Origin of the sequence: Aureivirga sp. CE67 (genome assembly GCF_015767245.1) — a bacterium.
In the GTDB taxonomy this organism is placed as follows: Bacteria; Bacteroidota; Bacteroidia; order Flavobacteriales; family Flavobacteriaceae; genus Aureivirga.
Genome location: NZ_JADOTV010000002.1, coordinates 60,314 through 82,570, shown reverse-complemented (window position 1 = coordinate 82,570; position 22,257 = coordinate 60,314). Strand labels below are relative to the sequence as shown.

The 22,257-nt window shown below is 30.9% G+C and carries 15 protein-coding genes; 2 read left to right on the top strand and 13 right to left on the bottom strand.

What is annotated here, in order from left to right:
• Nucleotides 1–85 precede the first annotated feature (85 nt).
• Genes I0K12_RS04340 through I0K12_RS04330 form a run of 3 tightly spaced genes read right to left on the bottom strand, consistent with a single transcriptional unit; the run spans nucleotide 86 to nucleotide 4,531 of the window.
• Nucleotides 86–2,779, bottom strand: a complete 2,694-nt coding sequence (locus I0K12_RS04340; protein ID WP_196885668.1) for a carboxypeptidase-like regulatory domain-containing protein — start codon at nucleotides 2,777–2,779, stop codon at nucleotides 86–88.
• A 23-nt stretch (nucleotides 2,780–2,802) separates the two neighbouring features.
• Nucleotides 2,803–3,693, bottom strand: coding sequence for a GLPGLI family protein (locus I0K12_RS04335; protein ID WP_196885667.1), 891 nt, complete (start codon nucleotides 3,691–3,693; stop codon nucleotides 2,803–2,805).
• Nucleotides 3,694–3,751: 58 nt separating this feature from the next.
• Nucleotides 3,752–4,531: a GLPGLI family protein gene (locus I0K12_RS04330; protein WP_196885666.1), complete on the bottom strand. Its 780-nt coding sequence runs from the start codon at nucleotides 4,529–4,531 to the stop codon at nucleotides 3,752–3,754.
• A gap of 114 nt (nucleotides 4,532–4,645) precedes the next feature.
• On the opposite strand from I0K12_RS04330, the gene I0K12_RS04325 reads away from it, so the two are divergent.
• On the top strand, nucleotides 4,646–6,154 hold the full coding sequence (locus I0K12_RS04325) for a sensor histidine kinase (RefSeq protein WP_196885665.1): 1,509 nt from the start codon (nucleotides 4,646–4,648) through the stop codon (nucleotides 6,152–6,154).
• Nucleotides 6,151–6,822 carry a response regulator transcription factor gene (locus I0K12_RS04320; protein ID WP_196885664.1) on the top strand — a complete coding sequence of 224 codons (672 nt, stop codon included), beginning with the start codon at nucleotides 6,151–6,153 and terminating at the stop codon, nucleotides 6,820–6,822. Before I0K12_RS04325 ends, I0K12_RS04320 begins: the two co-directional genes overlap by 4 nt.
• A gap of 238 nt (nucleotides 6,823–7,060) precedes the next feature.
• On the opposite strand, the gene I0K12_RS04315 is transcribed toward I0K12_RS04320, so the two are convergent.
• The 10 genes from I0K12_RS04315 to atpA form a co-directional block, all read right to left on the bottom strand.
• Nucleotides 7,061–8,992 (bottom strand): cytochrome-c peroxidase, encoded by a 1,932-nt coding sequence (locus I0K12_RS04315; RefSeq protein WP_196885663.1) that lies wholly within the window; start codon nucleotides 8,990–8,992, stop codon nucleotides 7,061–7,063.
• A 132-nt stretch (nucleotides 8,993–9,124) separates the two neighbouring features.
• Nucleotides 9,125–10,948, bottom strand: a complete 1,824-nt coding sequence (locus I0K12_RS04310) for an alkaline phosphatase PhoX (RefSeq protein ID WP_196885662.1) — start codon at nucleotides 10,946–10,948, stop codon at nucleotides 9,125–9,127.
• 273 nt (nucleotides 10,949–11,221) lie between these two features.
• Nucleotides 11,222–12,589 (bottom strand): OmpA family protein, encoded by a 1,368-nt coding sequence (locus I0K12_RS04305; RefSeq protein ID WP_196885661.1) that lies wholly within the window; start codon nucleotides 12,587–12,589, stop codon nucleotides 11,222–11,224.
• A gap of 96 nt (nucleotides 12,590–12,685) precedes the next feature.
• Entirely contained in the window at nucleotides 12,686–13,885 is a 1,200-nt protein-coding gene (gene kbl, locus I0K12_RS04300; RefSeq protein ID WP_196885660.1) for a glycine C-acetyltransferase, read from the bottom strand.
• 90 nt (nucleotides 13,886–13,975) lie between these two features.
• Complete coding sequence (locus tag I0K12_RS04295) at nucleotides 13,976–17,245, bottom strand: UvrD-helicase domain-containing protein (RefSeq protein ID WP_196885659.1); 3,270 nt, start codon at nucleotides 17,243–17,245, stop codon at nucleotides 13,976–13,978.
• Between the two features lie 103 nt (nucleotides 17,246–17,348).
• Nucleotides 17,349–17,927 (bottom strand): hypothetical protein, encoded by a 579-nt coding sequence (locus tag I0K12_RS04290; RefSeq protein WP_196885658.1) that lies wholly within the window; start codon nucleotides 17,925–17,927, stop codon nucleotides 17,349–17,351.
• Nucleotides 17,928–17,947: 20 nt separating this feature from the next.
• Nucleotides 17,948–18,664 (bottom strand): 3'-5' exonuclease, encoded by a 717-nt coding sequence (locus tag I0K12_RS04285; RefSeq protein WP_196885657.1) that lies wholly within the window; start codon nucleotides 18,662–18,664, stop codon nucleotides 17,948–17,950.
• Between the two features lie 62 nt (nucleotides 18,665–18,726).
• Entirely contained in the window at nucleotides 18,727–19,632 is a 906-nt protein-coding gene (locus I0K12_RS04280; RefSeq protein ID WP_196885656.1) for a hypothetical protein, read from the bottom strand.
• A 104-nt stretch (nucleotides 19,633–19,736) separates the two neighbouring features.
• A complete protein-coding gene (gene atpG, locus I0K12_RS04275; protein ID WP_196885655.1) occupies nucleotides 19,737–20,594 on the bottom strand; it encodes an ATP synthase F1 subunit gamma in 858 nt (285 codons plus the stop codon).
• 74 nt (nucleotides 20,595–20,668) lie between these two features.
• Nucleotides 20,669–22,246: a F0F1 ATP synthase subunit alpha gene (gene atpA / locus I0K12_RS04270; RefSeq protein ID WP_196885654.1), complete on the bottom strand. Its 1,578-nt coding sequence runs from the start codon at nucleotides 22,244–22,246 to the stop codon at nucleotides 20,669–20,671.
• Nucleotides 22,247–22,257: the final 11 nt, after the last annotated feature.

Here is a 22,257-nt window from a genome sequence, read left to right as displayed (position 1 = left end):
TTGGAAAAGTATTTAAACAAAAAAACTGTCACTAATTCTAAATAGTGACAGTTTTATATGTAGGAAAAAGAGTAATGGATTCCTTTTAAATCTGGTATTTTACACCAAATAAGATATATCTTGGTTGTACATAATAAGTAGTTGTTCTCTGGAAAGTTTGAGAAAATGAGTTGTCTTCTACAGTTTTTGTGTCTAACAAATTGGTTGCAGAAACCTTAAATTCCCATTTACTTCCTTCTTTTTGATAATACAAATTAGCATCCAAGAAAGCATATGTATTTTCAATTGTGTCGTCTTTGTCTCTATAATTATAATAATCATAGTTCGCATCAATCGTAAAGTTTTTCAAGAAACTATATTCTATACGAACGAAAGGTTTATCTGTGATATAAGTTGTTTTGTTCGATGCTAAATTATAATCAGAGAAACTTTTCTTATATCCCAATTCAATATTTGGAAATTCATCAAAATTCGTATTTACTTTTAATTGATAAGAATGTGTAAACGATTCTGAAGTCTGATATTGTGTATTAATAATATTGTAGAACTTAGAATAATTTCCGTTTGCAGTGAATCCTAGTTTATATTTTCCAAAATTCTTATCAATACTTCCTCTTGCAGATAATGCTTCATCAGTAAAATCAGAATTAATAGGTGTAGATTCTTGATCAATTCCAGAAATATCGATAAAGTTTTTAATCGCATCCATTTTTCTAGAATAATTCACATTTGCAAAAATATTTGTGAAAGAAAACATATTGATATTTGAATAACTCAAATTATAATTATGGTACTGCGCACTTTCTAAGTTTCTATTTCCTTTTTGTAAACTATTATAGTTCGTAAAAATAGATCCTTCAGCAATGTTGTTTATGTCTGAAAATTCATTTGTCACATTATATTTAAAACGTAAAGTTTCCGAACTTGTAAATTCATATTCTGCCAAGAAATCTCCTAAGAAGCGGATTTCATTATCATTTTGAGTAATTCCCAATTGTTTGTTTTGAATTAAATATTGATGAACACTCACTCCTGGAAGTAATAAGAATTTCCCAAGTTTCACCTTATAATGTAAGCTCAAAAAGATATCAGAAAAAGTATAAGAAACATCATTGTTTAAATTATCATCTGAGAAATAAACTTTCGTTCCGTCTTCTAATGTTTGCGTAATATCAGAAGTCAGTTTTTGAATGTTCGTTGTATTTCCTAATGTGAAATTCAAATTACTTTTATTGTTAAGCACATAATAATAATCTGCTTTTGCATCAATTTTGTTTGTATGAATATCTCTGTTTTGCTGAATGTCATAAACATTTTGCGTTACAAAAGGAATCGACTGAAAAGGCGATTCTCCTGTTGGACTATCAATAATCGCTTCATAAATTGGTTTTTCTTTTGTGTATAAATGTTGCCCCGCAAGCGAAATAATATTTTTTTCATTGATCGTATGATGGTATCCAATATTTTGGTTAAAAGAAATTGGTAAATCTTCATTAACCGTTTGAATATCTCCTTTTATCGAGGAATTTAAACCACCATCTTCTGTTTGTTTTGCTATTTTAAATAAAGCATCATACTCAAAATGTGTATCTACACTAGGTTTATTCGTTGCACTAAATTTCAATAATCCCAATTGACTTTTTTGTAAAGAAGTATTATCGCTATCAATTTCCGTTTCGTTTGTTTCAATAAAAGTTCGTTGACTTTGTGTTTTATTATCTGTTCTACTTTCGTTGAAAATTGCAAAACCATTAAAATCCCATTTGCTTTCTTTGGTTGAAAAACTAAAGTTTGCAGCTCCAAATTTCGAAGTGATTTCCTGTACTTTTGTATCTTGGAAAAAATTAAAACCAGCCAAATTTGAAGATAGATTAATACTCGATCCTCCTTTTCGCATTAGGTTTTTAAATCCACCCGAGAACTTTATATAATCTCGGAACGTGAATGGAACTTCTCCAGTATTATTGATGTTACCTATAATATTGATACTTTTTTCCGGACTATAATAGAAGAGTTTTGGGTTAAAAGAATAACGATTTTCAACTCCTCCAGCAGCATTTATTTCTCCAAACCAAAAATTCTTTTTTCCTTCTTTTAATAAAATATTCATCGCGATATTATCCGAATCATCTTCCAGACCACGAATTGGTGCAACGTCATTATGATTTTTCAAGACTTCAATTTTAGAAATCGCATCTGCAGGAATATTTTTCGTTGCCAATTTCGAATCTCCATCAAAGAAATCTTTTCCTTCCACCATTACTTTCGAAACGGTTTTTCCTTCTACTTCAATTTCTCCATCTTCATTTACTTCCACTCCAGGTAATTTTTTCAAAACATCTTCCAGTTTTTTTTCTTTACCATTCGTAAATGCATCTGTTGTATAAACAATCGTATCTCCTTGAATCGTAATCGGAATTTCATAAGTAATTTCTACTTCATCCAGCGTATTATCTTCTTGATCCAAAACAATATTGAAAGTTAAAGTCTTCGGATTTCCTGTAAAATCCACAGGAACTTCTTTCATTGCATATCCAAGATAACTTACTTGTAAAACAATTTTTTCATCATTCGGTACAACTAATTTAAATTGTCCTTGCGTATCTGTAATCGCAAATTTCTTGATTGCTTTCGTTTCAGGATTTACAGCCAAAACATTTGCAAGTTCCATTGCTACTCCCGTACTATCTTTTACAGTTCCAGTAATCGTAGTTTTTTGTGCAAAAGTGATAGTAGTTCCAAAAAGGAAAAAAACTAATAATATATTCTTTAGGTACATCTTTCTTCGTATTTATATTTCAATTAACGGCCTCTTCCACCTCCGAAACCTCCTCTTCCGCGTCCACCACCACGACGAAAGTTTTTAGACATTTCTTCCATTTTTTTCTGTCTTGTTTCATCAAATTTTTCTTGCGTAATTTCTTTTCCTCCTTTTGGCGGGTTGATTTCTACTTTCTCTTTTGGGTTTAAAGTAATTTGCGTACAAACCAATTGCGTATTTCCAATATTTGCTTCTAAAATCAATCCTGGAAGTCCACCAAATTTTTCTGGACCAACACTTATAGGAATTTGAGGCGTGTACCAAACAGTTATTTGTACTTCTTTAATTATTGGTTCTATTTTAGCTTTTTGTTTTTTACGGAAATTATCACGCATTTTTTTAGCTTCTGCCTGAAAATCTCTCATCATTGTTTTTGCCGTAGCTTTGTAGCAAGTATAGTTTCCAACTTTTTTTGTTTCATTTTCAAGTTGCCATTCGTAGTTTGGAAGCTTATCTTTTATCAAAAAGTTTTTTCCAAAAAGCTCTTGTTTGTTAATGTAAGTTCTGTTTTGAATATCTGTATATAAAACTCCGTTACTTACAGTTCCTCCCGACATTACATTTGCCATCATTTTAATCCTTCCCGCATTCGGGTTCGATGCTCCAACATCTACTTTGGCTTCTTCTTCATAAATAGCAGCTTTTTGATTGAAATCTAACACGAATCTTTTTTCCAATTCTTGATTCAACATGTTTTCAAAAGCCTTTCTTCTTTCTGCTCTTACTTGTCCTTGTTTTGTAGTATCATTTTTTTGTCCAAGATCAAAAGTAGTTTTGGTCTGATAAATCGCTCTACCTTGAAATTGTTGTGCTAAAAGGATAGATGGAATTAAGAAAAGTGTAGCTAATATTAGTTTCTGAATATTTTTCATTTTTAAGGTTTCATTTTGATTATAAGTTTTAGACCGCTTTTTAAATTCAAAGTTTAAACTACTGTCTAATGATTTTTACATTTGAATTTCCTCTATTGCTTTTATGTTGCTCTGTAAAAGTTTTTATTTTCTTTTCTACAATTTTTTCAAATTGCTCTTGTTTTACTTTTTTACCGTTTTTTGGAATTTTAATTTTAATTTCTTTTTTAGGATTTAAAGTGATTTTTGTACAAAGAAATTGTCTTTTTCCATCATTAATTTCTAAAATCATTCCTGGAAGTCCGCTGTATAAATCTGGTCCAATACTTAAAGGGATTTCCATTGTATACCATGCTGTTATTGTAGATTCTTCTGTTTTTGCGATTGCTTTATGACAAGTGTAATTTCCAATTTTCTTTGTTTCATTTGTCATTTCCCAATTGTATTCAGGCATTTTATCTTCAACTAAAAATCGTTTTCCAAAAAACTCTTTTTCTGCTTTGTAATCTTTTTTAGAAATATCTTTATATAAAATTCCTTGCTTAGTTGAAGTTCCTCCAAAAACTTTTACTTGAACTGCTGGATTTTTAATTTCTAGATTTTCTTCTTCAATAAAATTCGCCTCTTTTGAAGTGAAATTTAAAACGTATTTTTTTTCAAGTTGCTTTTTTAATTGTTGCTGAAGCATTTTTCTAATCTCAGGATTTTGTAATGCCGCATTTGTAGAATCTTTATCCAATTCTAGATCTACATTTATCTTTGATTGATAAACTGCTATTCCACTAAAATTTTGAGAAAAAATTAGTGTTGGAATAAATAATAGAATTAGAATAATAGGTAAAATTAATTTTGTTTTCATAATAATCTAAATTGATTTTTCAAAAGTATATAGGGACGTTTAAGATTTGGGTTAACAAACGTTAACGAGTGTTAACAATAAAAAAAGAATGAAAATTAATTCTACTTTTGAGCTATGATTGGAAAAAATTATACAACAGGAATTGTCTTTATTTGTATTACAATTTTGCTTGTAATTGGAACGCAATTTTACTGGAACAGAAAGAATTACGTACTTAAAAAGCATAATTTAAAACAACAAATTCAAAAGATATTAGACAATTCTATTGAAAGTTATTATACAGATAAAACACAAAATTCATTTTTTACTTTTTCAAATAATGAATCTAAGATAAATAGTATTGATACTATTATTTTACCATTTCGAAATTCACCAATTTCTAAGAAAAGAGAGTTTCGTAAAATTTTAGTTGGGAAGTATAAAAATGATAGTTTAAAAATGAGGATTCCAAAAGAGATAGAATCCATCAGCTTACATGAAGATAGCTTGAAAAAGAATTTTCCAATTCGTTTTGAGTATCCAAAAAGAAAATTTTATTCAGACAAAGAAGAGCATTCCAAAATTGATAGTTTATTTGCAAAAATTCTTGTTTCAGTTTTTGAAAATTCTATTTCTGTAGATACTCTTGGAAATAAAATTAAAAAAGAGCTTAAGAAACAAGAAATCGATTTAGATTTTAAATTGTCTTTAAAAGAAAATCATTTCTATGATCAATTTTCCGATACTTATTATTCAAATTTAAAAGACACTATTTTAAAATCTGAATTAAAAATTAAAGCAAGTCCACTTCTTTTTGCAAATGATACTGATTTAGAAATGACTTTGGAAAAAGATAATTCTGAAATTTTTAAAAAAATGTATGTCAGTATTTTTCTCTCACTTATTTTAACGCTGAGTGTAATTGCTTGTTTGATTTATCTTCTAAAAACGATCTACAAACAAAAACAATTATCTGAAATCAAAAATGATTTGATAAGTAATATCACACACGAGTTCAAAACACCAATTGCAACTACTTTTGCTGCCATCGAAGGAATGAAGAATTTTAATGTTTTAAATGATCAAAAACGAACAGAAAAATATCTGAATATTTCTACAGAACAATTACAGAAGCTAAATTTAATGGTTGAAAAACTTCTAGAAACTGCAACGCTAAAAAGTGATTCAATTGATTTGAATATTGAAAAATCAAATTTGAGTGAATTAATCAAAAAACGTGTTCAGAAATACCAAGAACGCTATGCTTCTCGTGAGTTTATTTTAAACAGCTTGGATAATATTGAAGCAAATATTGATAGTTTCCATTTTGAAAATGCAGTGAATAATATTTTTGATAACGCAATTAAATACGGGGGAGATAAAATTGAATGTAATCTTTATCAAAAATCAGACAAAGTAATTATTGAAATTTTTGACAATGGAATCGGAATTCCAAAGACAGAAAAAGATAAGATTTTCGAGCAATTCTATCGAATTTCAGAAGGAGATAAGCACGATGTTAAAGGTTTTGGAATTGGGCTTTATTACACTAAAAAAATCATAGAAAAACACTTCGGAAACATTCGAGTGATTTATAAAAAAGGAAAAAGTATTTTTCAAATAGAACTTCCAAAAAGCAAATGAAAAAAATAAAAGTAATTTTAGCAGAAGACGAAACGGCTTTAGGGCAAATTATCAAAGAAAGCTTAGAGACTCGAGATTTTGAAGTAATTCATTGTTTGGATGGAGAAGAAGCTTTGCGAAAATTCAAAACTGAAAAACCAGAGATTTTGGTTTTAGATATCATGATGCCTTTGAAAGATGGTTTTACACTTGCGACCGAAATCCGAAATCTGGATGAGCAAATTCCTATTATTTTCCTTACTTCTAAGTCGCAAACAGCGGATGTAGTAAAAGGTTTTACGATTGGTGGAAATGATTATTTGAAAAAACCTTTTAGCATGGAAGAATTGATTGTAAGAATCCATGCGCAACTACGAAAAAACACGCAAAAGAAAGAAACTTCAAAGCTAGGAAAGTTCGATTTTGATTATAAAAAACAACTTCTAAAATTTGAAGAAGAAGAAATTCCACTTACACATCGCGAGTCCGAATTACTTTATCATTTACTTCTTCAGCGAAATGAAATCTTAGAAAGAAGCGAAATCTTAAACAAACTTTGGGGGACAGATGATTTTTTTACTACAAGAAGTATGGATGTTTTTATATCAAAGCTTCGTAAGAAACTAAAAAAGGATCCTGCAATTCAAATTATCAATGTAAGAGGATTTGGGTATAAGCTTATTTTTTGAGTTTTAAGAATTCGTTTTTCAAGAAAAGAAATTGAAAAACTTGTTACAAATGCTTTTGCGCTAAGGATTGTAGTGGAAAGCTTTTGTTTTTAAAAAAATTAGAACTTCTTGACAAAAGGAGGCGACCAACGGAAGCCCCCGGATTGTTTAGAAGTTCTTTTTTTTAATACAAAACTTGGAACGGAAAGCCTGACCTTTTCCTGTAGTTTTTACGAAAGGAAAAGGGAGCGTCCAATTATTAATAGTCTACTTTAACTTTTCTGTTATTCCATTCCTGATTTGGAAAATCTTTTGGTAGTTCTACTTTGTTTTCAAATGTTTTTTTGTCTGAAAGTGCTTTCATAAATGCGATGATATCTGAAATTTCTTGTTCTGTAAGATCCAGAGGAGCATCGCTTAATGTTTGGTTATCAAGCTTCATTCCTTGTCCTGCTCCACCTCCATTGTTGTAAAATTCCATCACTTCTTCTAGTGTAGAAAAAACTCCGTTGTGCATGTATGGAGCTGTATTTGCGATATTTCGAAGCGTTGGTGTTTTGAATGAATTTTTGTAGTGTGGCGCATGTTCTTTCGGACGTTTGTTTCCATATCTCCCCAAATCATCATCTAAAACCGTTTGATCTTCTTTGGTCTTTGGCACTCCAAGAACTTCTGATTCTGTATCTACATAATTTGGTGGAACAGTTCCGTTATAAAGCGGAATAAAATGGCACGTAGCACAAGCTGCTTTTCCAGTAAAAAGGTTGAATCCTCTTTTAATTTCTGGTTTTAAAACCACTTTTTTGTTTTGAAAATAAAGATCTACATCGTTATCAAAAGGTGTCAAGTCCATAATGAAAGCTGTGATTGCATGATCGATTGTTGTTGTCGAAATTTCTTTTCCTTCAAAAGCTTCTTCGAACATTTTTTGATATGTTGGACTCGATTGTAAGTCTTTAATGATTTGTTGGTAAGAAGAGTTGAATTCGTCTGGATTTGTGATTACATGCTCGTATTGATCTTCCAATCTATCTGCTCTTAAATCGTGAAGATATTTTGTAGCAAAAATGGAATAATTCAAGGTTGGAGAATTTCTTTTCACGAATTCTCCGGCATTAGAAATACTTGTTTTTTGTCCATCTGTGAAAGCTTTATCCGCCTGATGGCAACTTACACAAGCCATTTGTTTTGTAGAAGAAAGAACTGGATCATTGAATAATAATTTTCCAAGTTTTACTACTTTTTCGTGGTTCTTTTCTTTTTTATAGGTTGTAAAATATTCTTTGTTTACGAAGTTTTCTTCAAAAAGATTTTCTACTTCATAATTGGTAGTTTTTTTACCAAAATATACCTCATCAATTGTTTCATAACCTAAAGCAAAATGAATTTTTTTGATATTTCCGTAAAGAGGATTTATCACTTTTTTGATAAAAATTAAGCGGTCAAATTTTTCAAAATCGTTATGTTTTAATTGTTTTAATCCTTCATCAAAAATTTTGATTGTTTCTTTGTATAAGTCTATTCTGTTGACGTTTTTCATCTCTTCTTTATAAGCTTCGATTATTTCTTTCATTTCAAGAAAACTGTAATAAGAATCTGAAATTCCATTTAAAGTTCCTGGAGTATCAAAACCTGTAATACCAAAAGTTGTGATTCGGATAATTTCTTGTCGGATAATTTCAAAAACTTGTCTGTCGGTAAGACTTAATCTAGAAATATAAAGTTTTACGTCTTTATAATGTCTTTTTAAAAGCTGTACTTTTTGTACTAATTCTTTCTTGATTTCAGGATTTGCTAAATCTTCTGCCATCAATTCATCTATTACTTGCATTCCTTTTGGTTGTACAATAGAAAGTTCTGGAGTTTTCTTCATGATTTTTAATAAAGGAGCTCCATTGATGAATCTATCATTTGCTTCCGTGTCTAAATATGCGATGTATAAACCTGCTTTTTTAAAAGTATTACGAAGTTTTTTATACGATTCCTGAATTTTCGATTTCGAATTTTGCTGAACTGCTTTTTCAAATTCTAAGATTTCAAGTTCGAAATCGGAAATTTGTTGTTGAAATAATGTATTTACTTCTTTAATACTTTTTTCGCTATAAACTCCTTTCTTTTTTTGATTGGAAAGTAATGTTGAAAATATAATAATACCTATAGTAAGAATGGAAAAGTACTTTAGAGCTTTCATATTCGTTTTTGCTAAGTGTTTGTATTGTATTATGTATGAAGATGTAATGTTATTTTATAGGAAAAACCAAGTACCTTGGCGAAAGTACTTGGCTAAAAATCTCACTACAATAGATATATTAAAAAAAATAAACTATTTAATTACTAACTTCTTAGTTTCTTTATCCTTAGTTACTACAAAGTAAACTCCAGGGTTTAAGTTAGTCACATCAAAAGATTTTCTGTTTCTGTAAACAGCAACTCTTTTTCCTGTAACATCATATAAAGCAACATCAGTCTTTTTGCTTAAGTATACGATTCTTTCTACTGGGTTTGGATAAATTTGGAAACTATCAGAATTTGTTGGAGCAAAATCTGTAACTTCTAAAGCATTGATTAACTCATCCATTCCATGTAATGCAATCGTTAATGAGTTATTGTATGGAGCTGGATTATCCGAACTTGGGTGTTGAGAATTAAACATGATTGTTTTTCCATCAGGTGTTGGACAAACTCCTGTAATCTCTGCTCCTGCTGGAGTTTGAGCGATACGTAATAAATCATCAATTGAAGGATCTTCTACTGACATATCTAACATATATAACTCACACATTCTGTTTGAAGCAAATTCTGCTGGCATTCTTCCATAAGAAGTTCCATTTAAATCCTCACAGATTAACATATAAGTCTTATCATTTAAATATAATAAGTTTAACCCATCAGGATTAGATAAGTGCTTGTCTGGGTAATCAGCTTCTGCAACATTTTCTTCAGCTAATTCTGGTCCTCCTGCTAAATACACTGAAAATTCGTTAGTTTCTGGATCAAACTCTAAGATTCTTCCGTAGTAATCTGTATAAGTAGCGTCAGGAGTAGCTAATCCCATAGATTCTGCTCTAGTTTGGTGGTGTGGTGCGAATACTGCTCCTGCTGCAGCTTCATCAGCCCATTTCTCTCCAATGTTATCTCTACCAGTTTCCGTTAAGTAAACTTTTCCTGAATTTTTGTCAATAGTAACCCACTCGATACGGTTATACATTGTAGCATTTACAGCGATAGCCTCATCTTGGTAGTTTAACATTTTGTCAAAATCTTCATTATCGATTTCGATCCATTTATCAGCAGCATCATGCTTATATACATATAAAGATCCCTTTGTAAAGTCTCCTGGCTCGTCTGCTACGAATTTTGTGAAGAAAGTAGGATTTGCATCCACTCCTAAATAAACAGTTTGGTTATCTGGTGCTATTGCTCCACCTTCAAAACCTTGACGTCCCCAGTTATATTGCTTACGGATAGCTTTTGCATTTCTTGGGTCAATTTCTACCATCCAGTTGAAGTTTTGGTACTTCTCGATAGTTTGGAAGTTAGCAAAATCGAAATCTGTATATTTGATTGTGTAATCAGAAATATCTCTTACTCCATCTCCTTCATCATTAATAGACTCATTACTTGTTCTAAACCACTCCTCAGCAGTCCAGATTCTTCCATCAATAGATGAGTTGATTCCTCCACAGTTCATTCCTGTTTCTCCTACTCCACTAAAATCTACATTGAAGAATTTTCCTTCTCTTCCATCAGATAAAGTTTGGTCCAATACTTCGAAAGTTCCATCCTCTGCTCTTTTTACTAAGAAAGAAGTCATTCCTCCTCCATCACCAATCTTTTCATCTTTAGCAATCATTTCGTGGTTTACAGAAACCCACCCGATAGCTCCTTCTGGTACACAATCTTCATCTGTTACTGGCGTAAATCCGATGAAATCATGCCATTGTTTTGCTTCCGTTTCTCCAGATTTTGTCTGTACCATATCTACTCCTCCTGTAAATATGATTTGAGATTCCATTGGAGATTCGTCCATCATTACAATCTCTGTTGCATCCCAATCAGGCTCAACTTCTGTTGGGAAAGTACTTTGAGCAAAAGCTCCTGCTACCGTTAAAAAAGTAGACGCTAAAAATAAAGTAGTTTTTTTCATTGTTTTTGGTTTGGTTATGCTTACTAACTCTTTTTGTTTTTTTGCATTACAAACCTATCAGATGAACTTAAACTTAGAATATATTTAATGAAAAGGAATTTTTACTTTAAAGTTATTTTTATTAAAAAAATGTAAATTAAACATTTATTTTATTAAGCGTATATTAAGAGATATTACTTAATATTTTATTTTCAGCAATTTACGATATCTAATAAAAAAACCGAATTACTAAGAAAGTAACTCGGTTTTTATAATTTATTTTTTAGGTATTAACTATAGATTAATGATAACGAAATCAACTCTACGGTTTTTAGCTCTACCTTTCCAAGTATCGTTAGAATCAATAGGGTTAGACTCTCCTAATCCTTTAACTTCAATTCTTGAAGCTTCAATTCCTGCTTTTACTAAGTATTTCTTTACACCTTCAGCTCTTCTTACAGATAATTTTTGGTTTATTTCTTCTGAACCTGTGTTATCCGTGTTTCCTTGGATTAAGAAGTTAGCATCTTTGTTTTCTTTCATTAAAGCAACAATCTCGTCTAATTGCTTAGATTTTCTTGGAGTAAATCTTGCGCTACCTACACCAAACTTGATTGCTTTTGCATTCTCTTGAATTTTAGCAATTGCATTCTTTAATCTTTCTTTTCTTAAGAATTGCTCTTTAGTCCACATTGTTGGATCATTTGGATAAGCATCATCTTTATCTAATACTCCATCACCATCTGTATCAACCCATGGACATCCATTGTTTCCTTTTTCTCCTTTTTTGTTTGGACAAGCATCATCTTTATCAACAACACCATCTCCATCTGTATCAGGACATCCTCCGTTTTTCACTGTTCCTTTAGCATTTGGACAAGCGTCATTTTGATCAGCAATACCATCTTTATCAGCATCAGGACATCCTCCTAATTCTTTTTCTCCAGCGATTTCTGGACAAGCATCTTCTGAATCTTTTACACCATCTCCATCTGTATCAGGACATCCGTCAAACTCTTCTAATCCGAATACTTCTGGACATTTATCTTTCTTATCAACGATACCATCATTGTCAGTATCTTTAGCTCCAAATCTGTAAACTAAACCTGCTGAATGTTGAAAATGTCTAGCAACATCCTCAGCTTTCATAGATCTCTTGTACATAGTTTGAACATATAATCCGAATTTTTCAGCAAACCAGATGTTAAAACCAGCTGTTCCATTAATAGAAGAAGTAGCATCATCTTCTACAGAAACATATCCAAGACCTAATCCTAAATATGGATCGAACCATCCTGTTTGACCAACTAAATTATTGATATCATACTTAGCTCCTGCATCAAATGCTAAGTAAGACAGATCCTTATCTAATTTAGTCTCACCAAATCTATCAATAGTGTTTAAAGATAAAGCAGCTTCAACACTAAACCCAGAACCTAAGTAACGAGCTCCTGAAAATCTAAATGCTGTAGCGTTAAAATTGTAGTTGTCAAATTTGAAAAAACCATCAAATCTTCCATTTCCTGTAGCTCCTGCTGAGTTAAAATCAACAGCGTTGTAACCGACTCCTACTAACCATGGGTTATCAGAATCTTGAGCCTGTGTTGTACCAACACATACCAAAAGTAAAAAGGCTAAAAAAGCCTTCGATAAATGTCTCATTTTTTCGTGTATTAAAAAATTTACTATTTTTTGGCAAATGTAAACCGTAAGAGACTATTTTCAAAGGCTTTTCGTTAATTTCTTATTAAGTTTCTTTTATTTTTTAAGCACACCTAGCTTTTCACCTACTTTTGTGAAAGCATTGATCGCTTTATCAAGGTGTTCTTGCTCATGAGCAGCTGATAATTGCACTCTAATTCTAGCTTTTCCTTTAGGTACAACTGGGTAGAAGAATCCAATAACATAAATTCCTTCTTCTAATAACATATCAGCCATATCTTGCGATAATTTCGCATCGTATAACATTACTGGAACAATTGCAGAATCTCCTTCTACAATATCAAATCCAGCTTCAATCATTCCTTTTTTGAAATAATCTGTATTCCACTCTAATTTATCTCTTAAAGTAGTATCTGTAGAAAGTAAATCAAATACTTTTAAAGAAGCTCCAACAATTGCAGGTGCTAAAGAGTTTGAGAATAAATATGGTCTAGAACGTTGACGTAAAATCTCGATGATTTCTTTCTTTCCTGTAGTATATCCTCCCATTGCTCCTCCAAGTGCTTTACCTAAAGTTCCTGTTACGATATCTACACGTCCCATTACGTTTTTCAACTCTAATGTTCCTCTTCCTGTTTTTCCGATAAATCCAGCAGCGTGACACTCATCTACCATCACAAGTGCATCATATTTATCAGCTAAATCACAAATCTCATCTAATTTTGCAACAATTCCATCCATTGAGAAAACACCATCAGTAACAATGATTTTAAATCTGTGGTTTTCTTCATTAGCTTTGATTAATTGCTCTTCTAAACTTTGCATATCGTTGTTATCATAACGATATCTTGCAGCTTTACAAAGTCTAACTCCATCAATAATTGAAGCATGGTTTAAAGAATCAGAAATAATTGCATCTTCTTTTGTTAATAAAGGTTCAAAAACTCCTCCATTTGCATCAAAAGCTGCTGCGTAAAGAATTGTATCTTCTGTTTGGTAAAATTCAGCAATCTTAGCTTCTAAGTTCTTGTGAATATCTTGTGTTCCACAGATAAAACGTACAGATGACATTCCAAATCCGTGTGTATCCATTGTATCTTTTGCAGCTTGGATTACTTCTTTGTTATTTGATAATCCTAAATAGTTGTTTGCACAAAAGTTGATTACTTCCTCTCCAGTAGAAATCTTAATTACTGCATCCTGAGAAGATGTAATAATTCTTTCTTTTTTAAACAAACCTGCATCTTTTATTTCTTGAATCTCTTGTTCTAAAGTTTCTTTGATTTTGCCGTACATATTTTTTTATTTTTTTAGATAAAATTCTTTTGCTTAAAAGTTTAATTACCGACTGTAAAAAATCTTAATGTTTACAAATGTAATTAATAATTATACTTCTTCCACTACAATTTCTTCATCAATATAGACTAAATATTTCTTCGAAACTTTATAATTCATTTTTTCAATTACTTCGGCATATCTTTCCAATTGTTTATGATATGTAAAAGAAGGTTTTCCAGTTTTATAATCAATAATAACAGCTTCTTTATTTGGCAAAACAACCATACGATCCGGAATCAAAATTTCGTACGTTTTAATTTTATCTTCATTCAAACCTTTCATTCCAGCTTCATATTCTATCTGTTCCTTTGTTTTCGGAACCATAATTTCTCTTTCATTAAAAACTTGAATTCCTTCTTCAAAAAATGGTTGAAGAATCGGATGCTCTACAATTGCAAAAAGCTTTTGGATGATTTCTTCTCTTTGTTCAATTTCTAAAACTCCTTCAAAAACATAAGTATCTACCACAGATTCGATATCTGCTGCTGTAAGAATTTTCGAAGCAATTTCATGAATCAGATTTCCATAAGAAATCGCTTCTTCTTGTTCTGTATCCCAAAGCAAGGAAGCACTTGTAACAATCGAAATCTGATGATCTTTCCAAGGTGTCGATAAAAATCGCTTTTGCTGAATTGTATCAATTTCTGAAGTTTCTTTTTCTGGTAAATGTTTTCTTTCTTTCGAACCAAATCCATACACATCTTTATTTTCATCCCAAGCATTTTCATCCGTAAACATTTTCAGATAATTGATAAATAAACCAGAATACGTATTTGTTTTTTCAACTCCTTTTTTATCTATATTTTTCTCAGAAATAATATACAATTGCTCCACCGGACGAGTCAAAGCAACATAAAGAAGATTATAATTATCCAACTCTAAATCATGTTCTCTTTTTGTAGCCAATTCTTCAGCAGCTCCACCAAGAAGCTTGAATTTGTCGATATTATAATCAATTTTTAAAGACGGAAATCCTTGGTAAATTTCTGGGTCTAAAGGATACCAAAACTTTCTTGTAATCTCTCCATAAATACTTAAATCATATGGAAAAATAACTACAGGAAACTCCAATCCTTTTGATTTATGAATGGTCATGATTCGAACTGCATCTTGTCCTTCTGGAGAAATAATTGTTTTTCGCTCCTTTTGTTGTTCCCAAAAAGAAAGAAAACCTAATAAACTATTTCCTTTCGAGTCTTGATATTCCATCACCAAGTCCAAGAAAAATTGTAAATAAGCATCTGTTTCTTCCGTAAGTCTAAAATCTCTTATGATTTGTTCTACTCCATTAATCAATGGTTTTTGTAGAAAATCTGCATAATCAAATTCGATATCAAACTCTGCTAGTTTTTCGAAAAACTCTTTATTATTTAAATCAATAAAAGCAGCTAGGAAATGATGTTTTTCCACCTCAATTTTCAGATGATCATACAAGAAATAAAGCGCATTAATCTTCACTTGCTTATCCATATCAAAATGAATAAACTTTAAAAGGTGAATAATAAATTGAACTTTCTCTGAATTATTAATTAAAAGTGTTTCCGAAGAAACGATATCCACACCATTTTCACTCAAATATTTAGCAACAGCTCTTGCATCTTTTGTTTTTCGGGTCAAAATACAGATATCTTTTCGATTAAAAGCCGGATCCATATTTTCAATTATTTCCAAAACTCGCTTCGGATAAACCAAATCTTTTTCTTCTGCTTCTGCATTTTTTTTATCTACAAAAGAAATTTCCACATATCCTTCTTTACTAGAATTTATGTTCTGTTGGTTTCCTTCTATATATAAATTTTGATACGAATCATTATTCAAAAATTTTGAAACATGAACAAAAAATGCATTTGTGAAGTCCACAATCGCAGAGTGGCTGCGGTAGTTGGTAGTCAAGTTCTCCAAAGATTTTTCAATGTAAAATGGATTTTGTTCTGTTTCTACTTCCAAAAATTCTTCACTTTCTTCTTCTGAAAGTTTAATAAACTGTTCTGCCTTTCCTCCACGAAAACTATAAATTGCTTGCTTTGCATCTCCTACCAAAAGTAAAAATCCTTTCGATTTATCATCATATTCATTATGCAAAGCATTTCCGATAAGTGGAATCAAATTTTCCCATTGAAGTACCGAGGTATCTTGCATTTCATCAATAAAGTAATCCGAATATCGCTGCCCAATCCTTTCATAAATAAAAGGAACAGGTTGCTTTCGTATTTCATCATTAATGATTTTGTTAAACTCAGCATTTAAACGAATATTATTTTCTTCTTTTAATTGCTCCAACTCATTTCGAACAGCGTTCAAAACCGCCATTGGAACGATGCTATTCAAATATCTTTTATTTAAATAATAATATTTACCATAACGCATCGAATCATCAAAAAGCTCTTCTAGTTTTGGTGCAATCGCATCAATACTTTGCTTTACAGCTTCTGGTTTTGATTTTGCATAAAGTGTATTATTTTCAAAATGTTTAAATGCCGTAACATCTGGTAAAAAATCATTGTCTTTAAAAGCATCTCGAAGTTTTTCAAAATATTTTGGAATCACCGAACGATTAAAATCTTTCACTTCAATTCCATTCATTTCTATCAACTCCAAAGCTTCTTTTCCTATTTTCTGTGCTTGTTCTTCGATAATTTCATTTTGCGAACGGATAAACTTTCGAAGTTTTTTATAATCTTGAATCGTTTTATCTTTTACTTTTTCCAACTCTCGAATATCATCTTCATTCAATAAAGACCTAGAAAATTCTTTCAACTCCCTAGAAATATCCCAAGATTTATCTTCTTCTGATTTTTGAAGCGAAAAATCCAAAAGCAAATTGGTAACTTCTTTGTCTTTTCCAATTTTTGCTATCAGAATATCCACAGCTTCTTCAATCAATTTACCTCCATCCATCTCTACTTCAAAATTCAGAGACAAACCAAGATCTTTAGAAAAACTACGGATAATTCGATGTGTCAAACTATCAATGGTCGTCACACTAAAAGCAGCATAATTATGAAGAATGTTCTCCAAAACTGTTTTAGCTCTATTACAAATCAACTCTTTGGATATTGGCTTTTTTTCACTGATTATTTGAAAAACATGATCCAACATGTCATTTTCTTGTTTGTCAGCAAAAAGTTTCAGATAATGAATGATTCTTTCCTTCATTTCACCAGCTGCTTTGTTAGTAAACGTAATTGCCAAAATTCGCTTATATCGCATTAAATCATTCGTAGAAAGCAGTAATACCAAGGTTTCTTTCACCAATGTAAAAGTTTTCCCACTTCCTGCCGAAGCGTTATAAACAATAAATGTTGATTTTTCAGACATATGTTAATAAGTAATTTTTTCTTTAATAATTTTTTTCACAAAACTGTTTTCTAAGGTAAAAATAAGTCATAAAAAAAGTCTAACCGAAGTTAAACTCTTTTCATTAGTTAAAAATATTTTTATAATCGTTTTTTTCCAAATAATCAACGCTTGATTTTAATTCATCTTTTTCAAAAAAATAAAACTTTTCAAAATCTTTCATTTTTTGATTCGTCACATCTTCAAAAAAAGCTCTTAGATATTTATTGGTCAAATCTGTTTTATAAAACTTTGTATCAATGGAAAAAATTGGTCTTTCGATAGTATAATTCTCTTTCATCTTTTTAGCATCATAATATTCAGCAACCACAAATAATTCTATATTATTTTGATCACAATAATCTTGCGCTAAATCCAAAGGAATACAAACATCACTAGTACAATTTGGACTCCATAAGTAAATAATTGATTTATCATAATTGTTCAAACAACTTTTCAATTCCTCTCCATGAATCTTATAAATTACTGGTGTTTCCTTATTTTCCAATTCACAAATAGCAGATTTTGGAAATTGAATTAGATTAGGATTTTCAATTTCTACTTTTTCTTGATAGCTATATAATCCTTGAAAAGGACCATAAAACTTACAAGAGGATAAACTTAAAATCAATATGGTAATTAAACTATAATAAGAATATTTCATAGCTTTTTTTTATTTATTTTTTATGTAATAATAATCTCGTGTTCTTTTAAAAGTGGACGGTTCTGGAAACGCAATAAAAGCTGCGCAACCGTTATTGTATCTTTTTCACAATAAGTAATTATTCGATCTATATCTTTTTCTTTATAAAAAACTTCAGCAACCTGACTTCCGTCAATATCATCTTTTGGTGAAGGAATATTTAAAATCGTAGTCAACAGTTTTAAGGAAGTATAATGTTTAAAATCTCCAAACTTCCACATTTCCATCGTATCGATATGAGGAATCTCCCAAGGTTTTTTACCAAATAAATTCAACTTTTGAGGTAAAGAAATTCCGTTGATCACCATTCGTCTTGCGATGTAAGGAAAATCAAACTCTTTTCCGTTGTGTGCGCAAAGTAAATATTTAGGATGTGCAAAATACGTTTCTAAAAGATTTTTAAACTCTGTTAAAAGTTCCTCCTCTTCTCCGTAAAAAGATTTAACACGAAAGTTTCTATCTCCTTCTTTTTGTTTAAAAAACCCAACAGAAATACAAATGATTTTTCCAAACTCTGCCCAAATTCCTGCTTTATGATAAAACGCTTCTGGAGTTTCTTCATCTTTTCTTTGGTATTTAGTTTTATCTGCGTAAAGCTCTTTTTTAATATCTGAAAGCTCATCAAATGTTTCTGTTTCTGGAACAGTTTCAATATCTAAAAATAAAATATTCTCGAAGTGGATTTTTGGTTGTTGCATTCTCTTTTTTTAAAATTTTAAAATTCTTTTTCTTTTCAACAAAACCAAATATACATAGAATTTTAAGGATTTTTTGGCTTAAAATAAAAATCTATTATTTCATTTTTTTCTTCTGAAAACACAAAACTATTTCGCTCTGAATCCATAACTTTATAAATAAACACTCCTTCTTTTAATTTCCTTTTATTATAAATATTAAAGGAATAATGGTAGAAAGGATAATCAGAAAGTTCTTCATAAAAATCTAATTCAATTTTATTCATAACTGAAATTTCCGGATTAAGATAAACAAAACTAGATTTTGTATCAAAAATCATAATTCCATTATTCAAAGTCAATAAATATTCTAAAGAATTAGTTTGGAAAGTCATTTTTTGATTGGTGAAATAATACGTTTCATTTTGAAAATAAGCTTGAACTCCATTTTCATCTAAAAAGGAAATTTTTTCTTTTCGCAACTTTTTTAAATTTCTTGAATCCTCTGAATTTTTAATTTTAGAAATCAACTTATCTGTCATTCCAAAGTATTCTACAATAGTTTTTTCATAAAAATCATCATATCTAACTACTTTTCTTTTTTGCTCTTTAAAATCGTTTTTCATTGCAAATTCTAAAAGCTTCAATGTCTCCCAAATATTGATATTTTTAAAACTATAATTACAAAAAGTAATTCCATATTTTTTATCATAAGCTATATTATTTTTTCTTATTTCAGAATATCGAGGTTTACTAGTAGCTGTTTCATCTCTAAAATCTAAAAATATGGAATCTTTATAAGAAACTTTTTCAGCAAGTTTTGCAGTCAACTGTACCAAAATATCAAAGTCATTTATAGTTCCATCATTATTCCATGCGGTAATATAAACTCCTGAAACATTTCCATAATTAAAGTTTTTCAAAACATTTTTATGAACAGAAAATGATTTTATAGAAATCAGAAAACAAAATAATAAGATAGATTTTTTCATAGAACTTTAAAATTAACGATTATTATTAAAAACAAAAAACCCACAGAAATATTCTGTGGGTTTTCTAATATTTTAAAGTTATAAATTAATACAACTCGAAATTCTTAGTTATTTAAAGCTTCCGCTCCACCAACGATCTCTAAGATCTCGTTTGTAATTGCAGCCTGACGAGCTTTGTTATAAGTTAATAATAACTCATTCTTCAATTCAGTTGCGTTATCAGTTGCTTTATGCATTGCAGTCATACGAGCACCATGTTCCGCAGCGAATGAATCTCTTATAGCTTTTAATAATTGTGTTTTTAACGATTTAGGAACTAAGTCTAAAACGATTTCATCTTTAGATGGCTCAAAGATATAATCTAATACAACATTAGAATCTTTCTCCACTGGTTTGATTGGTAAAAATTGTTCTACAGTAGCAATTTGCGTGGCAGCATTCTTAAATCTATTGTAAACAATTTCTATTTTATCGTAACTACCATCTGCGAATAAATTCATTAATTTTTCCGCAATTACAGAAACATTTTCGTAAGTAATAGCATCAAAAATTTCATTGTTATTTTCGATAGTATTAAATTCTCTTGCTAAAAGATCGTTTCCTTTCTTTCCAATAGTTAAAATATCAATTTCTTTTCCTGCGTATTCTGCAGCAACTTTCTTCGTTGCTTTGATGATAGAAGAATTGAATCCTCCACATAAACCTCTGTTTGAAGTTACAGGAACAAGTAATACTTTAGATACTTCTCTTTGCTCAGAATATACACCACCAGCATTTTCGTCTAGTGTTGCGCTTAAACTTTGTAAAAGTTCAGTTAACTTATCAGCATAAGGGCGCATTTCTGTGATTGCATCTTGAGCTTTTTTCAACTTCGCAGCAGATACCATTTTCATGGCACTAGTAATTTGCATAGTTGAACTAATAGATGTGATTCTGTTACGTATTTCTTTTAAGTTTGCCATAAGTATAGAGTTATTTTAGTATTGAGTATTCAGTAGTAAGGAATGAACCTTACTACTCAATACTAAAAGCTTTATTAAGCATATTTTGCTGATAATTCTTTTGCTACATTAGCTAATACAGAAGTTACTTCGTCTGTTAATTTTCCAGACTTTAAAGTATCTAATGCATCTCTGTGTTTTGCGTTTAAGTACTCGATGTAATCTCTCTCGAATTCTTTAACTTTATTTACAGGAACATCTTTTAATAAGTTCTTAGAACCTGCATAAATGATTGCTACCTGATCTTCAACAGTAAATGGATCATTTTGAGCTTGCTTTAAGATCTCCACGTTTCTCTTACCTTTTTCAATCACGTTCATTGTTGCAGCATCTAAGTCAGAACCAAATTTCGCGAATGCTTCTAATTCACGGAACTGAGCTTGGTCTAATTTTAATGTTCCAGATACTTTCTTCATTGATTTAATCTGTGCAGATCCTCCTACACGAGATACTGAGATACCTACGTTAATCGCTGGACGAACCCCTGAGTTGAATAAATCAGACTCTAAGAAAATCTGTCCATCCGTAATAGAAATTACGTTTGTAGGAATATATGCAGAAACGTCTCCCGCTTGAGTTTCAATAATTGGTAATGCAGTAAGAGATCCTCCTCCTTTTACTTTACCTTTTAATGAATCTGGCACGTCATTCATTTGAGCAGCAATCTTGTCATCATTGATAACTTTTGCAGCACGCTCTAATAAACGAGAGTGTAAGTAGAATACATCTCCAGGGTAAGCCTCACGACCTGGTGGTCTTCTTAATAAAAGAGATACCTCACGGTAAGCTACGGCTTGTTTAGATAAATCATCATAAACGATTAATGCAGGACGTCCTGTATCACGGAAGTACTCTCCGATTGCAGCACCTGCGAATGGAGCATATACTTGCATTGGTGCAGGATCAGATGCGTTTGCAGCTACAACAGTTGTATAAGCTAAAGCACCTTTTTCTTCTAATAAACTAACGATTCCCGCTACTGTAGAAGCTTTCTGTCCGATTGCAACATAAATACAATATACTGGTTTTCCAGCATCGTAAAATTCTTTTTGATTTAAGATTGTATCAATTGCTACTGTTGATTTACCTGTTTGACGGTCACCAATGATTAACTCACGTTGTCCTCTTCCTACAGGAATCATAGCATCTACTGATTTGATACCAGTTTGTAATGGCTCAGTTACTGGCTCACGGAAAACTACTCCTGGTGCTTTACGCTCCAATGGCATTTCGTAAGTTTCTCCAGCGATTGGTCCTTTACCATCGATAGGATTTCCTAAAGTATCAACAACACGTCCTACAATTCCTTCACCTACATTTAAAGATGCAATTGTATCTGTACGTTTTACTGTTGTTCCTTCTTTTACTTCTGTTGAGCTTCCTAATAATACAACCCCAACATTATCTTCTTCTAAGTTAAGTACAATTCCTTGTAATCCTCCAGGGAATTCTACTAACTCACCATATTGTACATTTGATAAACCATATACACGTGCAATACCATCTCCTACTTGTAGTACTGTTCCTACTTCATCAAGCGATGCACTAGCTTCGAATCCTGATAATTGTTGTTTTAAAATTGCTGATATTTCAGCTGGATTTATTGCTGCCATTTTAATTGTTT

Excerpts from the sequence above, each read along its gene's own strand:
- atpA (WP_196885654.1), bottom strand. The coding sequence starts at position 22,246 with ATGGCAGCAATAAATCCAGCTGAAATATCAGCAATTTTAAAACAACAA.
- I0K12_RS04315 (WP_196885663.1), bottom strand. The coding sequence starts at position 8,992 with ATGAAAGCTCTAAAGTACTTTTCCATTCTTACTATAGGTATTATTATA.
- I0K12_RS04325 (WP_196885665.1), top strand. The coding sequence starts at position 4,646 with ATGATTGGAAAAAATTATACAACAGGAATTGTCTTTATTTGTATTACA.
- I0K12_RS04320 (WP_196885664.1), top strand. The coding sequence starts at position 6,151 with ATGAAAAAAATAAAAGTAATTTTAGCAGAAGACGAAACGGCTTTAGGG.
- I0K12_RS04285 (WP_196885657.1), bottom strand. The coding sequence starts at position 18,664 with ATGCAACAACCAAAAATCCACTTCGAGAATATTTTATTTTTAGATATT.
- I0K12_RS04310 (WP_196885662.1), bottom strand. The coding sequence starts at position 10,948 with ATGAAAAAAACTACTTTATTTTTAGCGTCTACTTTTTTAACGGTAGCA.
- I0K12_RS04340 (WP_196885668.1), bottom strand. The coding sequence starts at position 2,779 with ATGTACCTAAAGAATATATTATTAGTTTTTTTCCTTTTTGGAACTACT.
- I0K12_RS04290 (WP_196885658.1), bottom strand. The coding sequence starts at position 17,927 with ATGAAATATTCTTATTATAGTTTAATTACCATATTGATTTTAAGTTTA.
- kbl (WP_196885660.1), bottom strand. The coding sequence starts at position 13,885 with ATGTACGGCAAAATCAAAGAAACTTTAGAACAAGAGATTCAAGAAATA.
- I0K12_RS04305 (WP_196885661.1), bottom strand. The coding sequence starts at position 12,589 with ATGAGACATTTATCGAAGGCTTTTTTAGCCTTTTTACTTTTGGTATGT.
- I0K12_RS04295 (WP_196885659.1), bottom strand. The coding sequence starts at position 17,245 with ATGTCTGAAAAATCAACATTTATTGTTTATAACGCTTCGGCAGGAAGT.
- I0K12_RS04280 (WP_196885656.1), bottom strand. The coding sequence starts at position 19,632 with ATGAAAAAATCTATCTTATTATTTTGTTTTCTGATTTCTATAAAATCA.
- I0K12_RS04335 (WP_196885667.1), bottom strand. The coding sequence starts at position 3,693 with ATGAAAAATATTCAGAAACTAATATTAGCTACACTTTTCTTAATTCCA.
- I0K12_RS04330 (WP_196885666.1), bottom strand. The coding sequence starts at position 4,531 with ATGAAAACAAAATTAATTTTACCTATTATTCTAATTCTATTATTTATT.
- atpG (WP_196885655.1), bottom strand. The coding sequence starts at position 20,594 with ATGGCAAACTTAAAAGAAATACGTAACAGAATCACATCTATTAGTTCA.